The sequence below is a fragment of the Streptosporangium sp. NPDC006013 genome (assembly GCF_040614275.1).
GTDB lineage: Bacteria > Actinomycetota > Actinomycetes > Streptosporangiales > Streptosporangiaceae > Streptosporangium.
The window spans coordinates 1-21,599 of the sequence record NZ_JBEXUE010000137.1; the positions used below are offsets into that span (position 1 = coordinate 1).

Annotated in this window: 21 protein-coding genes and 1 pseudogene; 6 read left to right on the top strand and 16 right to left on the bottom strand. The window is 68.7% G+C overall.

The genetic code is table 11. The features are described 5' to 3' along the window. Window positions 1-86 precede the first annotated feature (86 nt). Entirely contained in the window at window positions 87-1,532 is a 1,446-nt protein-coding gene (locus ABZ260_RS21685; RefSeq protein WP_355620396.1) for an Ig-like domain-containing protein, read from the bottom strand. Between the two features lie 275 nt (window positions 1,533-1,807). Between ABZ260_RS21685 and ABZ260_RS21690 the strand changes: the two genes are divergently transcribed. Further along, window positions 1,808-2,461, top strand: a complete 654-nt coding sequence (locus tag ABZ260_RS21690) for a TetR/AcrR family transcriptional regulator (protein ID WP_355620399.1) — start codon at window positions 1,808-1,810, stop codon at window positions 2,459-2,461. Then, window positions 2,461-2,745 (top strand): DUF6204 family protein, encoded by a 285-nt coding sequence (locus tag ABZ260_RS21695; protein ID WP_355620402.1) that lies wholly within the window; start codon window positions 2,461-2,463, stop codon window positions 2,743-2,745. Before ABZ260_RS21690 ends, ABZ260_RS21695 begins: the two co-directional genes overlap by 1 nt. 90 nt (window positions 2,746-2,835) lie before the next feature. Here ABZ260_RS21695 and ABZ260_RS21700 read toward each other — a convergent pair whose 3' ends face one another. The 3 genes from ABZ260_RS21700 to ABZ260_RS21710 all read right to left on the bottom strand — a co-directional run bounded on the left by ABZ260_RS21700 (window position 2,836) and on the right by ABZ260_RS21710 (window position 5,465). Continuing rightward, window positions 2,836-3,423, bottom strand: coding sequence for an SMI1/KNR4 family protein (locus tag ABZ260_RS21700; protein WP_355620405.1), 588 nt, complete (start codon window positions 3,421-3,423; stop codon window positions 2,836-2,838). 195 nt (window positions 3,424-3,618) lie between these two features. Then, window positions 3,619-4,215, bottom strand: a complete 597-nt coding sequence (locus ABZ260_RS21705) for a cysteine hydrolase (protein WP_355620408.1) — start codon at window positions 4,213-4,215, stop codon at window positions 3,619-3,621. Continuing rightward, window positions 4,212-5,465 carry an MFS transporter gene (locus ABZ260_RS21710; protein WP_355620411.1) on the bottom strand — a complete coding sequence of 418 codons (1,254 nt, stop codon included), beginning with the start codon at window positions 5,463-5,465 and terminating at the stop codon, window positions 4,212-4,214. Before ABZ260_RS21710 ends, ABZ260_RS21705 begins: the two co-directional genes overlap by 4 nt. A gap of 132 nt (window positions 5,466-5,597) precedes the next feature. Between ABZ260_RS21710 and ABZ260_RS21715 the strand changes: the two genes are divergently transcribed. The 3 genes from ABZ260_RS21715 (at window position 5,598) to ABZ260_RS21725 (ending at window position 8,239) form a co-directional block, all read left to right on the top strand. Continuing rightward, entirely contained in the window at window positions 5,598-6,533 is a 936-nt protein-coding gene (locus ABZ260_RS21715; RefSeq protein WP_355620414.1) for a LysR family transcriptional regulator, read from the top strand. 297 nt (window positions 6,534-6,830) lie between these two features. Then, window positions 6,831-7,946 (top strand): exo-alpha-sialidase, encoded by a 1,116-nt coding sequence (locus ABZ260_RS21720; RefSeq protein ID WP_355620417.1) that lies wholly within the window; start codon window positions 6,831-6,833, stop codon window positions 7,944-7,946. 8 nt (window positions 7,947-7,954) lie between these two features. Continuing rightward, window positions 7,955-8,239: a MoaD/ThiS family protein gene (locus tag ABZ260_RS21725; RefSeq protein WP_355620420.1), complete on the top strand. Its 285-nt coding sequence runs from the start codon at window positions 7,955-7,957 to the stop codon at window positions 8,237-8,239. Between the two features lie 225 nt (window positions 8,240-8,464). Here ABZ260_RS21725 and ABZ260_RS21730 read toward each other — a convergent pair whose 3' ends face one another. The 4 genes from ABZ260_RS21730 to ABZ260_RS21745 all read right to left on the bottom strand — a co-directional run bounded on the left by ABZ260_RS21730 (window position 8,465) and on the right by ABZ260_RS21745 (window position 11,828). Beyond that, entirely contained in the window at window positions 8,465-9,313 is an 849-nt protein-coding gene (locus ABZ260_RS21730; protein ID WP_355620423.1) for a hypothetical protein, read from the bottom strand. Between the two features lie 109 nt (window positions 9,314-9,422). After that, window positions 9,423-9,860, bottom strand: a complete 438-nt coding sequence (locus ABZ260_RS21735) for a hypothetical protein (RefSeq protein ID WP_355620425.1) — start codon at window positions 9,858-9,860, stop codon at window positions 9,423-9,425. A gap of 10 nt (window positions 9,861-9,870) precedes the next feature. Continuing rightward, window positions 9,871-10,953, bottom strand: coding sequence for a DUF6745 domain-containing protein (locus ABZ260_RS21740; protein ID WP_355620428.1), 1,083 nt, complete (start codon window positions 10,951-10,953; stop codon window positions 9,871-9,873). Window positions 10,954-11,087: 134 nt separating this feature from the next. Next, window positions 11,088-11,828: a hypothetical protein gene (locus tag ABZ260_RS21745; protein WP_355620431.1), complete on the bottom strand. Its 741-nt coding sequence runs from the start codon at window positions 11,826-11,828 to the stop codon at window positions 11,088-11,090. A gap of 239 nt (window positions 11,829-12,067) precedes the next feature. Here ABZ260_RS21745 and ABZ260_RS21750 point away from each other — a divergent pair, with 239 nt between their 5' ends. Next, on the top strand, window positions 12,068-12,667 hold the full coding sequence (locus ABZ260_RS21750; protein ID WP_355620434.1) for an RDD family protein: 600 nt from the start codon (window positions 12,068-12,070) through the stop codon (window positions 12,665-12,667). A gap of 37 nt (window positions 12,668-12,704) precedes the next feature. Here the strand turns inward: ABZ260_RS21750 and ABZ260_RS21755 are convergent, their stop codons facing one another. From ABZ260_RS21755 to ABZ260_RS21790, 8 genes and pseudogenes are all read right to left on the bottom strand, one after another. Beyond that, window positions 12,705-13,289: an HPP family protein gene (locus ABZ260_RS21755; protein ID WP_355620438.1), complete on the bottom strand. Its 585-nt coding sequence runs from the start codon at window positions 13,287-13,289 to the stop codon at window positions 12,705-12,707. Further along, a complete protein-coding gene (narI, locus tag ABZ260_RS21760; protein ID WP_355620441.1) occupies window positions 13,286-14,020 on the bottom strand; it encodes a respiratory nitrate reductase subunit gamma in 735 nt (244 codons plus the stop codon). Before narI ends, ABZ260_RS21755 begins: the two co-directional genes overlap by 4 nt. A 75-nt stretch (window positions 14,021-14,095) precedes the next feature. Continuing rightward, window positions 14,096-14,800, bottom strand: coding sequence for a nitrate reductase molybdenum cofactor assembly chaperone (gene narJ, locus ABZ260_RS21765; protein WP_355620444.1), 705 nt, complete (start codon window positions 14,798-14,800; stop codon window positions 14,096-14,098). Then, the gene (gene narH / locus ABZ260_RS21770) at window positions 14,797-16,599 is read right to left on the bottom strand and encodes a nitrate reductase subunit beta (protein WP_355620447.1); all 1,803 of its coding nucleotides are present in this window, start codon (window positions 16,597-16,599) and stop codon (window positions 14,797-14,799) included. Before narH ends, narJ begins: the two co-directional genes overlap by 4 nt. Continuing rightward, entirely contained in the window at window positions 16,599-20,312 is a 3,714-nt protein-coding gene (locus tag ABZ260_RS21775) for a nitrate reductase subunit alpha (RefSeq protein ID WP_355620450.1), read from the bottom strand. Before ABZ260_RS21775 ends, narH begins: the two co-directional genes overlap by 1 nt. Before the next feature lie 154 nt (window positions 20,313-20,466). Continuing rightward, the gene (locus ABZ260_RS21780) at window positions 20,467-20,724 is read right to left on the bottom strand and encodes a hypothetical protein (RefSeq protein ID WP_355620453.1); all 258 of its coding nucleotides are present in this window, start codon (window positions 20,722-20,724) and stop codon (window positions 20,467-20,469) included. 62 nt (window positions 20,725-20,786) lie between these two features. After that, the gene (locus ABZ260_RS21785) at window positions 20,787-21,209 is read right to left on the bottom strand and encodes a YchJ family metal-binding protein (RefSeq protein ID WP_350957471.1); all 423 of its coding nucleotides are present in this window, start codon (window positions 21,207-21,209) and stop codon (window positions 20,787-20,789) included. Window positions 21,210-21,355: 146 nt separating this feature from the next. Continuing rightward, window positions 21,356-21,599, bottom strand: a pseudogene (locus ABZ260_RS21790) (hypothetical protein); the annotation flags it as partial.

The following is a 21,599-nucleotide window of genomic DNA, read 5'->3' on the forward strand; positions in this document are numbered from 1 at the left end:
TGCGGAACGCGGTGAGGAACGTCTCCGCGACGATGTCCTCCGCGGTGTCCGGCCGGCACCGGGGAACTGTGGATGCGCGTCGGCGGTCAGCCGGCCTTTCGCGCAGGACAGGTCGGCGTTTCGAATACCACGCCGTCCAGGAAGTTGCCGATCCCCTGATTGCCACCCGTGGCCGACACCGACTGGAAGGCGAATCGTGTGGTGGTCTGTCCCGGAGGTACGACGTACACCCCGGTGTAGTGGCCCCAGGCGGTGTTGTCGTCGGAGATGTCCGGGGAGGAGGCTCCGGTGGGGATTTGAGGCACGGTCGCGCCCGGTGCGCCGATGAGCACCTGCATCACGTCGGTACCGAGGCGGCCTCGGTGATACAGCGACCAGGTCATCGGTGTTCCCGGAACGGTGGGCAGATCCTGGTAGAGAGTGGAGGCCTGGGTGGCGTTGAGCTCGGCGAACTGCTGGCCGTCGGCTGCCGGGACGGCGATGGTTCCGCCTCCACTCTGGCCGCTGCGCCAGAACTCCAGCTTGTTGTCGGTGGCGGTGGTGTGCCAGCCGACGCCCGGGTTGGTGGAGGCGTCGGGGATGGAGCTGTCGATCGTGGCTACGGGTGGCGTCTCGAAGCTGCCGTTGACCAGGTTGACCGGTGTGTAGTCGCAGATGACGGTGACGGTGACCGTGGCGGTGCTGGTTCCGCAGGCGGTGGTGATGGTGTAGGTGAAGGTGTCGGTGCCGCTGAAGCCCGCGGCGGGTGTGTAGATCACGTTGCTACCGGAGATCGTCGCGGTGCCGTTGCCGGGCTTGGTGACGCTGCTGATCGTCGGTGCGGTCGCGGTGTCGTTGGCCAGGACGGGCACGCTGACGGGTGTGCCCCGGGTGACGGTGGTGGTGGCGGTGTCGTCGGCGGCCCTGGTGGGCGAGATGGACTGCCCGCCGACGATCTGGATCGGGGGGGCGGGTGTGTTGCCTCCGAGCTGGCCCGGAGCGGCGATGACGCTGCTGATCCCGGTCGGCCGGATGGTCATGCCGCTCCCGATGGTGCCCTGCCTGACCCGGAAGGTGATGACCTTCGCAGGTGGGTCGGTCTTGGTACCCGGCGAGGTGATCGACAGAGTGTTGCCACTGATGGTGCCGGTCCCCGACTGGCCGACGACATCGGCGCTGGCCAGCAGTGACGACAGGTCCCACGTGGTGGTGTAGCTCCTGACCAGCAGTGGCCACTGGGTCGTGCGGTGCGCCAGCGTGAGGGTGAAGGTGTCGCCCGGTGTGATCTGCCCGCCCCACAGGGACGGGGAGGTGTCGACCGAGACCGACCCGCTGCCCAGCCTCATGCCGAACGCGTTCTTCCAGTAGTAGTCCACGGGGTAGGTCGTCTGCCCTGGCCGGATACAGGGCGCGGCGGCTCGGGTGACAGCCTGCCGCGCGGTGGTGGCGGCGTGCGTGTCGGCACTGGCCGCCACCTGCGTTCCCGATGTGGCCAGCAGCGTCAACAGGGCGCAGGCCAGCGCGGTGAGCGCGGATCCGGATCGTTGTGACATCAACACTGAACTCCCAGTCTGTCCTAGGGATGTCTTCGTAGATCGACTTCACAACGAAGCTACTCTCTGTGTTCGATTCATCGCGCCAGGTGATGGACTGTGTGATCTTCGTGTCGCAGGCGGGACCTGCGGTGCTCGCCGCGCACCGGAGAGGTGGAACGTCCAAGGGGAAGCCTCCGGCGCGGATGAACGGGGAGGAAAGGCCGAGGTAAGGACACAGTCCATGTTAAAATTGCAGTCGACTTCATATTTGGAGTGGAGTTAGACTTTCGGCCATGTCCGAAGGGCTGCGGGAACGGAAGAAGCGGCAGACGCGGCAGCGCATCTCCGATGTGGCCATCGGCCTGTTCGTGCAGCGGGGCTTCGAGCGCGTCACGATCGCCGAGGTCGCCGCTGCGGCGGAGGTGTCCGTGAACACCCTCTACAACTACTTCCCGTCCAAGGAGGACCTCGTCCTGCCGCCGGACCAGGCCTCCCCGCAGCGGCTCGCCGACATCGTGCGGCAACGCCCGTCCGGCGACTCCGCCGTGCGGGCGGTGCTGACCGGGCTGCGTGCGGAGGTGCGGCGACGCGACCGCAAGCTGGGGTTGACCGACGGGTTCGGCCGCGTCCTCGAGATGATGCTGGCCGCCCCCACGCTTACCGCCCGGCTGGGCGATCTCGCCCAGCAGATGACCGACGCCCTCGCCGCCGCCCTCGCCGAGGAGACCGGGACCGCGCCGGACGACCCACTGCCCCGCATGGTGGCCTGGCAACTCGGCTGTCTCCACTCGCTGGTCTACGCCGAGATCGGCAGGCGCACCACGGCGGGAGAGAACCCCGACGCGATCGCCGAGGCCGTGCTGGACCTCCTGGACGCCTTCGAGGACCTGCTCGGCGAACGCGTTCTCAGCTATGCCGTACGAAAGGAACACCCATGTTCAGAGTGATGATCCGTGGCAAGTTCGGCGGGCTGAACGACGCCGGTCGCGCCGCCGTCCTGGCCGTGGGTGGCGCCGCCTTCACCGAGGCGGGAGCCTTCACCCACGACTCGAGTCTTTCGGCCTTCACCTTCCGCTGCCAGGTGCCTGCGGGCCCGGATGACGGCGAGAACGATGCCGTCCGGAAGGCGACGGCGGCGTTGGACGCGCATGGCCACCCGTATCAGGTTCTCCACGTCGCGGTGACGGACATGCGCCATATCAAGATCCGCCGGAAAGGCCGGCGGGAGTGAGCCGCTGAACCGCGCCGCCCTTGTCACGTCGGTCCCTGCCCTACCTGGCAGGTGTGATCCGCCGCCACCGAACATCTTCTCGGCTTCGGGTTACCGATCCAGGCGCACCCCCGCCATATCCACGTAGCCGATGACATCGCTCTCTGACAGCCGCCGCCGAGCCGCCTCCCAGCGCCGCATCTCACTGTCCTCGTCGGCGTCCTCCTCGTACCAGCCTGTTCCCGCGACCCAGGCCTCCAGCCAGCCGGCCAGACTCTCGGTGTCGACGTACCACGCGTCGTGCCAGTCGTCCTCGATCCCGTTCGGCTCGAAGAGCAGCACGGTGCCCTCAGGGCTCCGGCAGTCCACGGCGGCGTACATGCCGCATCCCCAGTCCAGGATCGGCAGGACATCCACCGGCCAGTACGCCTTCTCGCCACGCTCTGATGTCGCGCGTTCCTCGTGATAGACGCCTACGGCGGTACGCCCTTCTCCCCGGAGCGGGAAGAGCCGGTAGTCCGGGCCGAAACCGCCGTTGGCCACCTCGCGATAGAGCCGTGCGAGCAGCGGAGGAAGCTCGAACCCCAGGATGCTCTCCGCCTGTGCCACCTCTTCCGCCGTCGCGGTGGGAGGCAGCCGTTCCTCGGTCGCACTCGCCTTCACGGACACGTGCCGGAGGAGATCATCAATGTCTGTCATGGCGAGGATCCTGCCAGCCGCCCACGACGGACTCGCACGCATCCCGAGGAGCGACAGGCCGCTCGGCCGGGCTACACCGCCGACGTGCGGCCGTACACCAACGAGGAACTCGTCGGCCGAGCGTTGACCGGCGAGTGGCGTGAGCGCGCCGTGCCGGCCACCAAAGTGGGGCTGAAGTCGCGGGCGCGGCCGGCGTCAGTCAGCCCGCAGGAGGGTGTGCAACTCGGCGGTTTCGAGGATATGGGCCCGTGAGGGAAAGACCCGATGGAGCAGGACGTCGTGCGCTTCGGGGTCAGGGTCGGCGACGCCGTCGGCCAGGACGTAGAGCTGGTAGTCGCGGTCGGCCGCGTCGAGGACGGTGGACAGGACGACGCCGCTGGTACTGATGCCCGCGATGATCAGAGTGGTGATGCCGTGTTCGCGCAGCCGCTGATCGAGGTCGGTGGTGGACAGGCCTCCGTGACGGATCTTACGCACGATGATGTCTCCGTCCTGGGGAGCGAGACGTTCGTGGACAGCGGTGTCAAGGTCCGCGTGGTGCATGAGACGGTGCTGGGCGATCGGTGCGAAAGACCTGTTGGCGGGCGGGATCGCAGCCCAGTCGGCCTCGGTGAAGCCGACCCGGGCATAGGCGACGGTGCCGCCCTTGGCGCGAACGTCGGCGATCACCTTTTCCATGCGTCCCAGCAGGGCTTCACTGTCGCTTTCGGGGAGCAGCGCGAGGATCGCGGGCTGATAGTCCATGACGAGCAGGGCGGTGTGTGCGGGGTCGAGTGCGGGGGTGGTGCTCATGCGAGTGTCTGCCTTTCCAGTGGCGCCCGGTCGGCGTTCTTGTGTTGGGGCGTGCGGTCGTGTCGAGGGAGGAGGAGCGAGGTCGCCAGAAGGAGGAGACCGGCGATCGCGATCGCGGTGCGGGGGCTGGTGAGGCCGGCCAGCAGGCCCCACAGTCCGGTCATGGCCGCGACGGTGGCTTTACTGGTGATCGACCAGGCGGACAGCGTGCGGACGACCCGGTCCGACGGGAGCTGTTCGAGCCGGTAGGTGGCGAATACCGGGTTGAACACGCCCATGCAGGTGATCAGCCCGAGTTCGAGGGCGATGACGAGGACGAGCCCGGCGGGGCCGGGGCTGACGAAGGTCAATCCGAGTGACCAGCACGCGCGCAGCGTCCCGGCGGTGAGCATGACCTTGTGCCGTCCGAACCGTGCGAGGAGCGGGCGGGCCAGTCGCGAGCCGATGAGGCCGCCGACGCAGGGGACGCCGAAGGCGAGGCCGTACTGCCAGGGTGCGAACCCGAGGTCACCGAGCATGAGGACGGCGAGCAACGGCGAGGCTGCCATGATCAGGCCGCTGACCAGGACCGTGTTGAAGAACAACGGGCGCAGCGCCGGGCTGGCGAGGATGTACCGCCATCCCTCCAGCAGGTCGCCGGCTCCGGGCCGGGGCGGTGCGGCGGTTCGCGCGGGACGTGGCTCCCGCCCGCCGATGGCGCGGACCCCCGCGGCCGAGAGCAGGAAGCTGACCGCGTTGGCCGCCACGCTCGTCACCGGACCCACCAGCCCGATCGCGGCGGTACCGAGCGGCGGCCCGAGCGCGGTGGCGGTCCAGGCCGTGGCCTCGAACCGCCCGTTCGCGACGAGCAGGTCCTCGGACCGGACGAGCGCCTTCAGGCATGCTCCGCTCGCAGCGGTGAAGGCGATGTCGGCCGCGCCGACAACGACCGCCACGATCAGAAGTTGGGCGAAGCTCAGCCGGCCGAGCACGTAGGCGGCGGGAACGCTCATCAGCGCCGCGAACCGGATCAGGTCCATCGCGATCATCACCGGCCGTTTGCGCCGGAACTCCACCCACGGCCCGAGCGGCACCGCGACCACCGCCCCGACCGCGAGCCCCGCGGCGGCCAGCACCGACACCTCGGTGGGCCCTGCGTCCAGAGCGAGAATCGCGATCAGGGCGAACGCGTCGAACGCGAGCCTGCCGAACGTGCTGACCGCATAGGCGGCCCAGAACCATCTGAACCGCCGCCCCAGCGACCTTCCCAACGCGCACCCCGCCATCCCCAGGAAACAACCACCCATTGATTCGAGAGATCAAAACGCGCAGCTAGTAGGCAGGTCAAACAACCAGCCGACGGAAGTCGCACAACCATGAGTTGTGCACTAAGGTCGGTCGATGTGGATCTCGATGCGGTGCGCACGTTCGTCGCCGTCGTAGACACCGGCCAGTTCCAGGACGCCGCCGCAGATCTGTCGATCACCCAGCAGGCCGTCTCCAAGCGCATCGCCGGGCTGGAGAAGGACCTCGCCGTGCGGCTGTTCATCCGCACTGCGCGCGGGGCCCGGCTCACCATCGACGGGCAGGCGTTCCTGCCCCACGCGCGCGAGTTGCTGCGCGTCGCCGAGCGCGCGGTCGCGTCCGTGCGCCCCGGCAGCCGTCCGCTGCGCGTCGACGTGATCGCCTCGCGCAGCGCGGCGTCGGGCCTGATGCGCGGCTTCCACCGCGCGCACCCCGAGATCGAGCTCGACGTGGTGATGCTGTTCGATGTCGAGACGGCCCTCGCCGCCATTCGGTCCGGTGCGATCGACGCGTCCTTCCGTGCCGTCGCCGTGCCCGGCCGGCCCCTTCCCGAGGACATCGAGTCCGTCTGGGTGCTCGACGAGGTGCTCCAGCTCCTCACCGGGCCCGCCCACGCGCTGGCCGGCGCCCGGTCGGTGACCGTCGCTCAGCTCGCCGGGCACCGGATCTGGATGCCCGGTATCGTCCCCGGAACCGAGTGGGCCGCCTACTACGACGATCTCGTCGCCGAGTTCGGCCTCACCATCGAGGCGACCGGCCCCAACTTCGGCTCCGACGCGCTCCTCGACACCATCGCCGACACCCCGGCCTTGGCCACTTTCATGGGCGAGCAGACCCGCCTGGTCTGGCCCGCCGACCACGGCCTGCGCCGCATCCCGGTGACCGACCCGACGCCCGTCTACCCGCACTCGCTCCTGTGGCGCCGCGACAACCCCCACCCGGCGCTGGCCACCCTCCGCGCCCACCTCGCCGCCGCGGCGGCCGGCCACGACGCCGCCGGGACCTGGGCGCCGGGCTGGGTGATTCGGCGCTGAACGCCGCCGACCTCGACGTCCTACCCGCACCGCGGGGCGCCCGCTACTGATGCCAAGCCGCGTCCGGCTGCCAAGGCTGCAAAACGCGTTCGGCCGGTGAACACGGGAACCTTTACCATCACGCCGCTGGTCCGTCGCTGCGGCGTGCGGCAGTTTTGTCGGGGGGCTGCCGTAGCGTCGTAGCCACGGCCGAGGCGGGCATGTCGTGAATGGAGTCGACTCCGAGTCCGGTCAGCCGATCAGGAGCGTGGCCGCAGTGCCGACACAGCTCGGCACCAAGGTCGGAAAGGAACGCCGATGAGTGGTGTACGAGTACTGGTTGGCACGCGCAAAGGCGCGTTCATCCTGACGTCGGACGGCAGGCGCGAGCGGTGGGACATCAGTGGCCCTCATTTCGGGGGCTGGGAGATCTACCACCTCACGGGATCTCCTGCTGATCCGTCCCGGCTGTACATGTCGCAGTCCGGTGGCTGGTTCGGACAGTTGATCCAGCGTTCCGACAACGGCGGTGCCACGTGGGAACCGGTCGGTAACCAGTTCCAGTATGAGGGTGTCCCCGGCACTCACCAGTGGTACGACGGCACGCCGCATCCATGGGAGTTCGCACGAGTCTGGCATCTCCAACCCTCGCTGACCGATCCGGACACGGTTTATGCCGGGGTTGAAGACGCCGCCCTGTTCCGCTCGGTGGACGGCGGGCAGAGCTGGCAGGAACTGCCTGGGCTGCGCGACCATCGCTCAGGGCCTTCCTGGCAACCGGGCGCCGGTGGGATGTGTCTGCACACGATCATTTCAGACCCGCACGATCCCGGGCGTATCGTCGTGGCGATCTCGGCTGCGGGTGTGTTCAGAACGGACGACGCCGGCAAGAGCTGGCGGCCGATGAATCGCGGCCTGCGGTCCGAAGGCATTCCTGACCCGGATGCCGAGGTCGGTCACTGCGTCCACCACATCGCGATGCACCGGTCGCGTCCAGAGGTGCTCTTCATGCAGAAACACTGGGACGTCATGCGCAGTGACGACGCCGGTGAGTCGTGGTACGAGATCAGCGGCGACCTGCCCAGCGACTTCGGATTCCCGATCGCTGTCCACGCGCACGAGCCGGACACCGTCTATGTCGTTCCGATCAAGAGCGACTCGGAACATTACCCGCCCGAGGGAAAGCTACGTGTGTACCGCAGCAGGACGGGCGGAAACGAATGGGAGCCGCTCACGAAGGGGTTGCCGCAGAGCCACTGCTACGTCAACGTGCTACGGGACGCGATGGCCGTCGACTCGCTGGATTCGTGCGGCGTGTACTTCGGTACGACCGGCGGACAGGTGTACGCATCGGCCGATGCCGGCGACAGCTGGGCGCCCATCGCCCGAGACCTTCCGGCCGTGTTGTCGGTCGAAGTCCAAACGCTGCCATGATCCGGGTCGTGCTCCCGGCGCATCTGCGGAACCTCGCACGTGCCGAAAGCGAGGTGAGGATCCACGTTCAGGGGCAGGTCACGCAGCGCTCGGTCCTCGACGCGCTTGAGGCCCGCTATCCGATGCTGCGCGGGACGATCCGTGATCACGTCACGCAGCGGCGTCGACCATTCGTGAGGTTCTTCGCCTGCGAACAGGATCTGTCCCACGAACTGCCGGACACCCCGTTGCCCGAGCCGGTCGCAACGGGGGCCGAGCCGTTCATGGTCGTGGGAGCCATGGCGGGCGGGTAGGCGGTACGGACGACGAGAAGCCCAGGCAGGGACGAATCTCTGACCTGGGCTTCTAGGGGGCGAAGAGTCGCAGCAACTCCGCTTGTTCGGGGCGTACGGGAAGTGCCGGGTTGCCGGCACGCGGGTAGATCTCGGCTGCTGCCCACTGCGCGGCTCGGACGCTGGACGCGGTTCCGATTCTGACTCCACGCGCACGCAGTTCGGTGATTAACCGGCTCTTCGATTTTAGTGAGCATTCTTTTCCGGCAGTACCGGCAGTCCGGTTCCGGAGTCGAGCAGGAGTCGGTTACCCAGGGGTTTGTCGAGCGTGACGGTGATCCGGGCGGTAAGAAGCATCAGGTTGCAGAATCCGTCGCTGGTTTCCTCGTCCACGTCGACCACCACCAGGTCTTCGGTCTCGTAGGCGCGGGCGCCGTGGATCTGGTCGCAGGTGCCGTGACCGTACCGGAGAAGCAGGTCCCGGGACTTCGCCGGGGTGAGGTCGAAGGCCATCACCTCCTCGTACTCACCTTCTTTCTGGGCCGGGCGCGGGCTGATCCGCGATGGGTGGATCGCCACCCGGCTGAACCTTTCCTTGACGCCCTGCACCGTGAAGTGCCAGGCGGGCACCTGAATCGTCCCTCGGCTGGTGCGCAGCGGCACCTCGCCGAGCTCGGCGCCGGTGACCCGGAGAGGGGTGCAGCCGTCCGGCGGGCACTCCTCGTCGATGAAGTCGGCGGCCTTGCTCTGCTCCGCGTACGCCGTCGCAGCCGTGACCAGCGGAACCGTCAGGGTGGAGCCGTCCGGCCAGCTTATTCGCCTGCTGGGCGGAGTATCCGCGGGCAGATCGACGTCAAGGGACCACGCGCCGTTGTGCACGCTCAGGGGCACCCAGTCAGGAATCCGTTCGCGCGGCTGGATGTCGAGATCGTCCAGTGGGACGAAGCCTGTCCGCCATGCGCGGTCGTCCTCGGAGTCGTGCCAGCGCTCCGCCACCTCACGGGCACGATCCTGGAACTCTCCCGGCGACATGCCGTTATAACCGCATGCGGACAGCAGCAGCACCAACGAGAGGAACCAGATCGTTTTCCGCAAGACGGCTCCTGAGTCATGGAGAAGAGGAGCCACCGTAGCAGCGAGGGGGCGGGCACGGCGGTCCCATTTCTTCCCCGGCCTGGTCCGCCGTGCCTTCGGCCTGCGTTGTTCAGTCCGCGACGAGGCGGGCCCGCTGTCCCTCGTGTTCGCGTTGCCGCCGGATGACGTAGGTGCCGGGCGGGCAGCCGGTGGCGCCGTGCTCGGGGTGGAGCAGGTAGGCGACGGCCGAGGTCTCGAAGACGCCGATCGCCAGCTGGTCGGAGTCCAGTACGTGGGTCGTCCACCGGCAGGTGCCCAGGTCGGCGACGAGGGTGTGCGGGTTGCCCCCGGCCGCGCCGCGGAGCAGTTCGACCCCCTCGGCGGGCACGCCCGTCCAGCGGGAGTCGGGCCAGACCCGCACGGAGGAGGCGATGACGGGAAGCGGGATGACGATGAGGTCGCCCTGGGCCTGGAGCCCGTGGACGACGGGGATGCTCGCCGACCGCTCAAGGTGGTCGAGCACGGCGAGTCCGGTCTGCCGGGAGAGCGAAGCGAGAGTCACGGTCATGGAAGTCACCTCAGGTTCGGCGGAGAAGAAGGGAGTACTGCTCGGCGGAGAGCCCGTAGGTCCAGCCGGCGGCGGCGATCGGATCGTCGAGGAAACCCGGCACGGTCAGCCCGTACCGGCGGCGGCGTCCGTCGCGTTCGACGGACCCGTTGACCGCGAGGAGCACCCTGGTCTCCCTGCGCATGTCGTAGAGCCGCAGTTCCGAACCGGGATTGCCGGGGTCCGGTGCGGAGGCGACCAGCCGCAGTCCGGCCCGGTCGATGTAGGACGCCCAGCCGATGCGCTCGATCGCGCACCGCCTGACCTCGACGTTGGCCTCCCGCGCGATCCGCTGGACGCTCGGATCGGTGATCACCCAGGAGGGCACCCGTGTCCCGTGCCAGGCGTGCACGTCCCAACCGTCGGCGTACCGCACCGCGGGGCCGTCCGCGCTGTGCAGCCGTACCTCGCCGTCGTCGCCGCACACCTCCGTGCGCATGGTGACGGGGCGCTCGGAGATGACGCACGCACCTTCACGAGGCCACCACCAGCCACCTGACCGGGCCACCGTCGCCCACAGGTCGAGCTGCCGGTTCTGCTCGGGGGTGAAGGGCACGCCGGCCGCCCGGCGGAGAGCGTCGTAGTGGGCGATCCAGGAGACGCACTGTGTGTCGTACCAGGTGTTCCGAAAGCGGGGGCGCGAGTCGTGCGCCGCCAGCAGCGGCATGCGGAGTGAACCGTCGGTGGATCGGGTGAGCGGGCTGTGAACCTGCTGGCGGATCAGCTGGTCCATCGACTGATGGCCCCATCTGACCTGGGCGTCGAGTGCTGTGCACAGCTGTCTCATCAGCGAGGAGAACCGGGACGGCAGCGGCCATGCGGAGATGCGGTCGACGATTTCCGAAGGCCGTGGACGCACACCCGGCGGGACGGTCGTCAGGGCCGTGACCGGTGAGGGGACCCAGTGAAAACGCGGTGGGGCGAGCCCGATCAGGCGGTACAGCTCGGAGATGGCGGCCTCTGCGGCCGGACGGTCGGCGGGCAGCGTCGACAACGCCCGGCCCAGCCATTCTTCACGAATGTCGGCAGCTTCCCGCTGCACGAGAACGCTCACCGGATGAGGGTGGCGTCGTCCTTTCTTACGATCATGTCCGGAATGGTGACAGATCGACGCGGTGCCTGTCCACCGCGTACGAGGCCGGACGCCGCGCGGCAGGCGTGACGTTTCCAGGTACGCGGGCCGGGTCGTCAGCGCAGTGGGATGGGGGCCGGAGCGGGAGGGCGGCGCTTCCACCGGTAGGTGTCGGACGGCCCGTCCGCCACCTCGTAGCCAGGCAGGCCTTTGATGCCCACGGTACGGAAAGGCAGGCCATTGTCGTCGATGGTCGCGGTTCCCTTCCTGCCCTGACTGCTCCAGTCCACGAGGATCCGCCAGCGGCAGTCGCAGTCACGGGTGGCGCCGAAGATGTGGAAGATCTCGGCATCGCTGTCCGAAACGCTGAAGGGAAATCGGACGGGGTCCTTCTCGTTGCCGTCCTCATCGGTACCGGGGAGTGGGATGGGGCGAGGTGCCGGTTTGTCGAGATCGACGGTGAAGTTCCGTGGGGTTATTCCGCCACACTGGATGACCTTGGTTATGGCGACCCCGGTGGGTTCGGCGCGTTGGACCATCTCAATCCGAAAAGCGTGAAGTACGACGGCGGCGCCGCTACTTCCCTGGAGGGTGATGACGGCATCGGTGTACCCACCGTCCGGAGCGTTCTGTTCCACCGGCTTGGGCATGCCCACTCCGCTGACGGGCCGGTTCGGCAGGGAGGGGAGTACGTACTCGCGCGACGCCCCCTCGCATGGAGTCCGATTGATCTCAACGGTCCAGGTCAACGGCGGTTTCGAGTCCGTCCCGGTCACCACGGAGAGCGTCTTGTCGAAGGCCGAGGTCAGGTAGCCGGTGAGGGCGGCGGTGCCCGCGGCCGCCACGATGCCCGCCACCCATATCCGCGAGCTTTTGAGTCTCGCTTTCCAGTCGCGCCGTTCGGGGCCGTGTGAGCGGCGGATCGGACGGTTCCTGCTCGCGGTCATCGATCACCGGCCATGGATTTGGTGGCGCCACAATATGCCAACACGAAGGAACTGCTGAACCTACAAAATGATGCCATGCCGGAAAGTGCTTCGCGGGTCGTTCAGGTCACCGTTTGAGGACTGGTGGGTCGTGCGACACACTGATCGGCATGACGACCACCCCCCATGCTCCGACAACGTGGACTCTCGCCGCGAGGCGTCACCGTCTGGGGGCCGCCTTTGTCGACGCTCTGATTTTTTTCGTGGCCATCTCGCCGCTCTACTGGTTGCTCGTGGACGATTTGACGGTTTCCTATGAGCTGACTCTCGAAAATTACTTCAACCCCTATCTAGGAAACCCTTACTGGCCGGTCGATGTCGGGTTCATTGCCCTTTATGCCGCCTACTTCTGGTTGCAGCACGCGCTGTGGGGCCAGACGCTCGGCAAGCGGTTATGCCGATTGAAGGTGCTGTCCAGGACGACCGGTGAGACGCCGAGTCTCGGCCAGTCGGGAATTCGTGCCATTGTCTATGCGACTTCGTCGTTGGTGCCATATCTCGGGATGCTGATCAATCTGATCGACATGTTGTGGATATTCGTCGATCCGAAGCGCCGATGCCTGCATGACGTGATCGCTGAGACCGTCGTGGTCGACCTTGGTGCTCCCGGCAGGAAAAAGTTCGGGGGAGGCGGGTTCCTGTTCGGGCTGGGTGTCCTCATTACCCTTTTCGCCGCGATCGTGCTCCTCTCCCTGCTGATGGTGAGGTAACCCCCATTGTCGGCGGGCCCGATCAGTGTCAGCCGGATCAGGTGGCCTTGTCGTCTGCGGGTGGCTTGAGCCACAGCGGGTAGGGGATGCCCGCCATCCGGTTGATGACGAATCCCTGGATGACGATGACCAGCACCGCGAGCATCATGATGCCCAGCTGAGGGGGCGTCCGCAGCAGGCCCAGCGCGACGATCAGGGTGGTGGCGCCGGCCGGCGGGTGCGCGGCGTTGAACACCGGCATCAGCCCGCAGGTCAGGCCGAGCGCGATGGCAGAGGCCAGAATCCGGTTGGGGCCGATGCTCTCCAGGTCGGGCGGGGCGTTCAGCAGCCCGGTGACCGCCAGCGCGAACCAGCCGGCCAGCACCCCGATCAGGTGCCCGACCAGGGTGTTGTGCGGCGAGGCCGAAGCGCTCCGCGGCGTGTGGAAGAGCAGGAAGGCGGTGGGCCCCAGGGACGGGAAGACGAACGGGGCGTTGGTGGTGTAGGCGATTATCGCCATGAGCCCCAGCGAGATGAAGCTGTTGAGACCGCTGTACACGGCGCGCACAGCTCGTTCCGGGTAACGCCGTACCAGCTCGTCCAGTTGGAGCGCGGCGATCCCGTGCCGGGGACGGTCGTTCAAATGTCGCTCCGCTCCCAGCCCCGCCGGGGCGCGGTGGTGCCGATGACCTGTGGATCGCGGGCCCGGTAGACGATGTAGGGCCGGAACAGATACTGCACCGGGGCGGTGAACGAGTGCACCAGCCGGGTGAACGGCAGGATCGCGAACAGCAGCAGCCCGGACACCGCGTGGATGCGGTACTCCACCGGCGTGCCGGCCATGAGCGAGACCTCCGGCTGGAAGACGAATAGGCTGCGCACCCAGGGAGCGATGTCCGTCCGGTAGTTGTAGCCGAGTCCCGAGGCGTTGATCAGTGTGGTGGACAGCCCGAGGCCCAGCGCGCCGACCAGGAAGATATACATGATCTTGTCGTTGAGGGTGGTGGCGAGGAAGACCGGCCCGGTGGTGCGGCGTCGCCAGATCAGCAGCACGAGGCCGCCGAAGGTGAGCACCCCGGCGACCACGCCGAGCCAGAGCGCCATCGTGTGGTAGTCGTTCTCGTCGAAGCCGATGGCGTCCGTCCAGCCCTGCGGGATGAACAGGCCCATGAGATGACCCGCCAGCACGCACAGCAGCCCGATGTGGAAGATCGGGCTGCCGAACCGCAGCAGCCGCGACTCGTACAGTTCCGATGAGCGCGTGGTCCAGCCGAACTTGTCGTAGCGGTACCGCCAGATGAGGCCGGTGACGAGCAGGGCGACGGCCGCGTAGGGCAGCGCCCCCCACAGGAAGATGTCAGCGGGCGAGGGCATCGCGGACCCCCGGGACTCTGCCGTCCGACGGTGTTCTCCGCCGCGCCTGCCGGTTCCGGGCCGAGGTGTACGAGGTCATCCGATGCCTCCGAGATTGTCGATGGGACTGCCGGCCGGGTTCGGGACGGGAATCAGCGGGAGGAGGCCGGTGGTGTCCAGGCCGACCGGTTCCGGGCCGGTGTTCAGCGGGAGTTTCCCCAGGGTGCGAGCCTCCTCACGGGTGCGTGGGGAGGGGCCGGGCAGCGTGCCGCACACCGCCTCCAGCAGCGCCGCGTACGGTGTGCCGGCCTCGATGAGGGCGAACCGCAGCAGCTCCAGGCCGGTCCGGTGCTCCTGGAGCAGCGCCGTCCCGTCCTCAGGTTCCAGGGCCGCGTACTCCAGGACGGCCGGCAGGTAGTCCGGCAGTTCGGTGCCCTCCGGGGGGAGGAGGCCGCGGGCCCGGTAGCGGGACTTGAGCGTGGCCAGTGAGAACCCCCGGCGGCGGGTGTCCCCGTCGCTCCACCACGTCAGGTGGAGCGAACGGCGGTTGCGGGTGTCGAAGGTCGCCACATAGTGCTTCTCGGCCCGCAACGGCTCCTCGGCCGCCAGGTGGTCGACGAACCCGGCGACGGCGGTCACCGTCGGATGCGCGCCGCTCTCGGCGAGCGCGGCCCGGATCAGCGGCAGCCGGTCGAAGAGCTCCTGGTCGGGATAGTCCAGGCACAGTCCGGCGGCCCGGCGCACCACGGCCCGGTCGTTCGCGGACGGTCTCCGTTTCCGGGAGGTCCAGCGCGGTCTCACGGGTTCGGCCCTTTCTGGAAAGGCCGTCGAGTGGTCTCGCCTTCCTGGGGAGGTCGCCCGGTGATCTCGCCGGGGCCGGCATCCGGTCCGGCGCCCCCGGCCGTCTCGCCGTCCGGTGAGCCGGCCGAGCCGTTGCCCGCCCCGGGAGGGAACATCCCCTCGGGCAGGCCGCGGCCGTCCCAGTTGAGCAGGTTGACCCGGCCACGCAGGCCGGAGGTGTCGGCGGAGGTGTCCGCCGTGCTGCGGTCGCGCAGGATGTGGAAGGTCTCCACGGACAGCGGCGCCGGACGTCCGGACGCCTCGCCGAACGGTCCCGAGGCGGTGCCGCCCCCCATCCCGGGACCGCCCTCGTAGTTCAGGCTGCACCCGGTCAGCGCCGACTCCTCCAGGGCGCGGACGTCCCCGGCGACGGCGGTCGGGATGACGTAACGGTCCTCGTACTTCGACAGGGCCAGCAGCCGGTACATGTCGTCCAACTGCTCGACGGTGAAGCCGACCGACTCGGCGATCGCCGGATCGGCGGCGTCACCGAGGTTGAGCCGCCGCCGGTGGGCGCGCATCGCGGCCAGCCGCCGCAGCGCCAGCTCGACGGGGGCCGGGTCGCCCGCCGTGAACAGTTCGGCGAGATAGGAGACGGGGATGCGCAGCTTCTCGATGGCGCCGAACAGGTTCTCGTGGTCCTCCCCGTCATGCCCGGCGGCGGTGATCGCCTCCACCACGGGGGACAGCGGCGGCACGTACCAGACCATCGGCAGCGTGCGGTACTCCGGATGCAGGGGCAGGGCCACCCCGTATTCGGCGATCAGGCGGTAGACGGGAGAGCGGCGGGCCGCCTCCATCCATTCGTGCGGGATGCCCGCCCGCTCGGCCTCGACGCCGACCCGCGGGTCGTGGGGATCGAGGAAGACGCCGAGCTGTGCCGGGTAGAGATCCTGCTCGCGCGGGGTGGCGGCGGCCTGCGGCACCCGGTCGGCGTCGTAGAGGAGCACGCCGATGTTCCGCAGCCGCCCCACACAGGTCTCCGAACAGACGGTGGGCAGCCCGACCTCGATCCGCGGGAAGCAGAAGGTGCACTTCTCGGCCTTGCCGGTCTTGTGGTTGAAGTACATCTTCTTGTACGGGCAGCCGGTCACGCACATCCGCCACCCCCGGCAGCGGTCCTGGTCGACCAGCACGATCCCGTCCTCCACCCGCTTGTACAGCGCGCCGGACGGGCAGGACGCCACGCAGGACGGGTTGAGGCAGTGCTCGCAGATCCGCGGCAGGTAGAACATGAACGTCTGTTCGAACTCCAGCTTGATCTTCTCCTGGATCCGGTTGAGGACGACGTCGTCCGCACCGTGCTGCGGCATGCCGCCCAGGCTGTCGTCCCAGTTCGCCGACCAGGCGATGGTTCTCATCGGCTTGCCGCTGAGCAGTGACCGGGGCGCGGCCACCGGGAAGTCGTCGCCGGCCGGCGCCTCGGCGACCGACTGGTAGTCGTACGTCCACGGCTCGTAGTAGTCGCGGATGTTGGGCAGCAGCGGGTTGGCGAAGATGCTCGCCAGCCGGCGCAGCCGCCCCCCGGACCGGGGGACCAGCCGGCCCCGCCGGGTCAGCTTCCAGCCGCCGCGCCAGCGCTCCTGGTCCTCGTAGCGGCGCGGGTAACCCTGCCCGGGACGGGTCTCCACGTTGTTGAACCACACGTACTCGACCCCGGGCCTGCTGGTCCAGGTCTGCTTGCAGGTGACCGAGCAGGTGTGGCAGCCGATGCACTTGTCGAGGTTCATCACCATGGCGATCTGCGACATCACCCGCATCAGTACTCGACCTCCTGCGCGCGCCGCCGGAGCACGGTGATCTCGTCCCGCTGGGTGCCGACCGGGCCGAAGTAGTTGGGAAAGAAGGTCAGCTGCCCGTAACCGCCGATGAGGTGAGTGGGTTTGAGCAGTACGCGGGTCAGCGAGTTGTGGATGCCGCCGCGCCGCCCGGTGGCCTCGCTCTTGGGCACCGCGACGACCCGGTCCTGGGCGTGGTGCATGTAGACGGTCCCGGCCGGCATCCGGTGCGAGACGACGGCCCGGGCGACCACGACGCCGTTGCGGTTGACCGCCTCGACCCACTCGTTGTCGACGACGCCGATGGCCTCGGCGTCCTGCGGGCTGATCCAGATCACCTGGCCGCCCCGGGAGAGCGAGAGCATGATCAGGTTGTCCTGGTACTCCGAGTGGATGGACCACTTGTTGTGCGGGGTGAGATACCGGACCGTCACCTCCCGCGTTCCGTTCTCACCGAGGACGGGCTCGCCGAACAGCCGGTGCATGTTCAACGGCGGCCGGTAGGTCGGCAGGTTCTCGCCGAGCTCCCGCATCCAGTCGTGGTCGAGGTAGAAGTGCTGGCGTCCGGTGAGGGTGTGCCAGGGTTTGGCGTGCTCGACGTTGATGGTGAAAGGGCTGTAGTGGCGGTCGCCGCTCTCGTCACCGGCCCACTCGGGGCTGGTGAGGGTGCGCTGCGGTTGTGCCTGGGTGTCGGCGAACCGGATGCGCCGATCCGCGTCCGCGCGGCCCAGCCCGGCCAGGCCGTCCCCGGAGCCGACCCGCCGGTCCAGGGTGTGGAAGCCCTGGTCGGCCAGGTGTCCGTTGGTGGAGCCGGACAGCGCGAGTATCGCCTCGCACGCCTTCTCCCCGGTGTCGATCAGCGGCCGTCCGCCGGCCGGGCCGCCGCGCGCGGTTCCGTTCGCGGCGGCCAGCTCGGCGAGCTCGGAGCCCACCTCGTAGACGACGCCCTTGCAGGGCAGCCCCTTGGCGTCGGCGAGCGGGCCGAGCGTGCGCATCTGGTCGGCGATCGCCGTGTAGTCCCGCTCGACGATGGTCAGCGTCGGCATCGTCTTACCCGGCACCGGCGTCGAGGAGTCGGCCCGCCAGTCCTGGGCGGCGCCCAGCGGGTTGCCGAGGTCGCCGGGCGTGTCGTGGGTGAACGGGGTGGCCACCAGGTCGTACCGGGTTCCCAGGTACCGGACGGCCATCTCGGAGAAGACCCTGGCGATGTCGTTGAAGGTCTCGAAGTCGGTGCGCGCCTGCCAGGCCGGTTCCACGGCGGGGTTGAACGAGTGCACGAACGGATGCATGTCGGTGGCGTTCAGGTCGTGCTTCTCGTACCAGGTCGCGGCGGGCAGGGTGATGTCCGCCAGCAGCGTCGTGGAGGTCATCCGGAAGTCCAGGGAGAGCAGCAGGTCGAGCTTGCCCTCGGGGGCTGGATCACGCCACCGCACGTCCCGTGGCCGGACCTCCTCGGGCGCCTCGGTGGCCCGCAGGTTGTCGTGCGTGCCGAGCAGGTGGCGCTGGAAGTACTCGGCGCCCTTGCCGGACGCGCCCAGCAGGTTGGCCCGCCAGGTGATGAGGATGCGCGGCCAGTTGTCCGGATGGTCGGGGTCGTCGACGGCGAAGCCGAGCCGGCCGGCGGCCAGATCGGCGGCGACGTGCTCGTTCGGGTCCCGGCCGGACGCGCGCGCCTCGTCGGCCAGGTCCAGCGGATTGCGGTCGAAGGTGGGGTAGGTGGGCATCCAGCCGAGCCGGGAGGACTGGGCCAGGACGTCCACCGCGGCCATCCCGGCGAACCGGTTCGCCCCGAGCGGTGAGGCCAGGGCGTCGGCGCGGAAGTGGTCGTAGCGCCACTGGTCGGTGTGCAGGAAGAAGAACCCGGTGCCGATCATCTGCCGGCTGGGCCGCTGCCAGTCGGCGGCGGTGGCCAGCGTGGTCCAGCCGGTGAGCGGGCGGCACTTCTCCTGGCCGACGTAGTGCGCCCAGCCGCCGCCGTTGCGTCCCACGCAGCCGGTGAGCAGCAGCAGGGTGATGAAGTTACGGTAGGTGGTCTCCGAATGGAACCAGTGGTTGGTGCCCGCCCCCATGATGATCATGCAGCGGCCCCTGGTGCGCTCGGCGGTCCGGGCGAACTCCCGGGCGATCCGGGTGGCGGCGGCGGCCGGCACCGAGGTGATCGTCTCCTGCCACGCCGGGGTGCCGGGTGCCGCCGCGTCGTCGTAGCCGGTCGGCCAGTCGCCGGGAAGCCCGTCCCGGCCCACCCCGTAGCGGGCCAGCAGCAGGTCGAAGACGGTGGTGACCAGCGGCCCGCCGGGCGTCACCCGCCTGGCCGGCACGCCGCGCCGCAGCACCGCGCCCGAGCCGTCGGCGGTGTCGAACCGGGGCATCAGCACCTCGGTGCCGGTGGCCTCCGCGTCGCCGTACAGGGTGAGCCGGGGGATCACCTCGCCGAGGTCCAGGTTCCACCGCCCCGCCTCCTGTGACCAGCGGTCGGCGACCGTGCCGTTCGGGACGACCGGGGCGCCGGTGACGTCGTCCAGCAGTACGGTGCGCCAGATGGCGTGCTCGGCCGTGGCGTACTGCGCGCCGAGGTCGGTGGCGCGCAGGAACCGCCCCGGGATGTACGCGCCGTCCCGCTCCTCCAGCGCCACCAGGAACGGCAGGTCGGTGAAGCGGCGGACGTAGTCGACGAAGTACGGTACCTGCCGCTCGACGAACCACTCCCGCAGGATCACGTGCCCCATCGCGGCGGCCAGCGCGCCGTCGGTGCCCGGATGGGGATGGAGCCAGTCGTCGGCGAACTTGGTGTTGTCGGCGAAGTCGGGGGAGACCACCACCACCTTCTGGCCGTTGTAGCGGGCCTCGGCCATCCAGTGCGCGTCCGGCGTCCGGGTGACCGGAACGTTGGAACCCCACATGATCAGGTAGGCCGCGTCCCACCAGTCGCCGGACACGGGCACGTCGGTCTGGTCGCCGAACACCTGCGGGGAGGCCACCGGCAGGTCGGCGTACCAGTCGTAGAACGACAGCGCCTGGCCGCCGATCAGCGCCAGGAACCGGGTACCGATCGCGTGGGAGAGGATCGACTGGCCCGGGATGGGGGTGAACCCGGCGATCCGGTCCGGGCCGTACCTCTTGATGGTGTACACGTGGGCGGCGGCGATCATCTCCAGTGCCTCGGGCCAGGTGATGCGCACCAGCCCGCCCTTGCCGCGCGCCTCCTGGTAGCGTCGCCGCCGCTCCGGGTCGCCCACGACGTCCGCCCAGGCCAGCAACGGGTCCCCGAGCCGCTCCTTGGCCTGGCGGTACATCTCCACCAGCACCCCGCGCGCGTACGGGTATCGCACCCGGGTCGGCGAGTAGGTGTACCAGGAGAACGCCGCCCCCCGCGGGCACCCTCGCGGCTCGTACTCGGGCCGGTCGGGGCCGGCCGTCGGGTAGTCGACCTCCTGCGTCTCCCAGGTGATGATCCCGTTCTTGACGTACACCCGCCAGCTGCACGATCCGGTGCAGTTCACTCCGTGGGTGGAGCGCACGATCTTGTCGTGTGACCACCGGCCCCGGTAGAAGGTGTCCGAGTTCCTGCCACCCCGGTAGGAGACGTCTCGCAGGTCGTGGGAGTAGGTGCCCCGGCTGAAGAACCGCCCCACCCGCAGCAGCGCCTCCGCCGCCCCCTCCGTCGTGGGTTTCTCCGCCATTCGCTCGTCGACCATGCTGTGTATTTACCGATGGTCGTACCGGGTAATCAGTCAAGCCTACAAACTATGGGTATTCATGTTCTTACCATTGATGACTGTTTTATTGGAGATAAGTGGTAATCCTCCCCCGGGACGCCGAGCTCCTTGCCGGTTGGGATGAGCGGGTTTCTTATGATTTCGGCGTCGGCGAAAGTCGTGCGGAGGCATGGGTGCGCGCGGAGGTGCGGGCGAGGCGGCGCACTCCTCGGAAAGCGAGGCGGGCAAGCTCGAAGAGAAACGCCAGCCGGCACAGCAGGGCGAACATGATCATGGTCTCGCCGAGCAACTCCCGGTGGTTCTGGTACGCCCACTGGCCCAGTACGGTCGCGGCGAGGGCGCCCAGCACGTACCCGAGCATCGCCAATGCCGCACTGTGTCCCGATCGCATGAAGCGATCATATGGATTCGCCGCGGTTTTTTCGGATAACTCGGGATCTTGATGATGTCTGGTTATTTACCGACGTTGCCGTCGAGGTAGACCCAGGCGTAGTCGTGGCGTACGAAACGGCTGTTCTCCCGGAGTTCGCCCGGACGGCCGCGTTCGGTGTAGTGGGCGCGGAACTCGACGGTGCCCGCGGTGGAGAACGGGCCGCCCTCGGTGCCGCCGAGGATGTCCAGGCGCACCCAGCGCAGCCCGGGGTCGAAGTCGATGCCGGGCGGCCTGGTCGTGGGGTGCCAGCTGCGGAGCAGGTACGCCTCGTCGTGAACGGCGAACGCGCTGAAGCGGGAGCGCATCAGCTGCTCGGCGGTGCTCGCCTTGGTCTCCCCGCGGTGCAGCCGGCCGCAGCAGTCGTCGTAGGCCGAGGGCAGCCCGCAGGGGCAGGTCGCCGGAGTGGCGCGGACCGGTCGCGGGCGTGGCGTGCGCGGGGACATGGCTCCATCATGTTCAGTGAGAGGACTGCCGAGTTTACCCGGCAGGTGAATCGCTTGTTCGAAACGGTCAGGACCTGGCCGTCGCCCACCTCGGCCGAGGGAGGCGAGAAGCCGCTCCCTTCGGGGAGCGGAGGAGTCACCGTGGCTCAGGCCCGCCGGTCCGGGTGGTCCGCGGCGCTGAGCCGGGCGGCGCGGGTGGTGAGGTAGTCGCGCTCCGGGGCGCTCGTCGTGCGGCTCGCCGCCGCGCGATAGTCGTCGACGGCCGCCCGCAGGTCACCGGCCATCTCCAGCAGGTGCCGCGATGTACGTCGCCCCTCAGGTGCTCGTGCGGGAGCACGGCTGGAGCATACCGGCCGTCGGGACCTGGCTCCTGCCGGGCGCGCTCGCAGG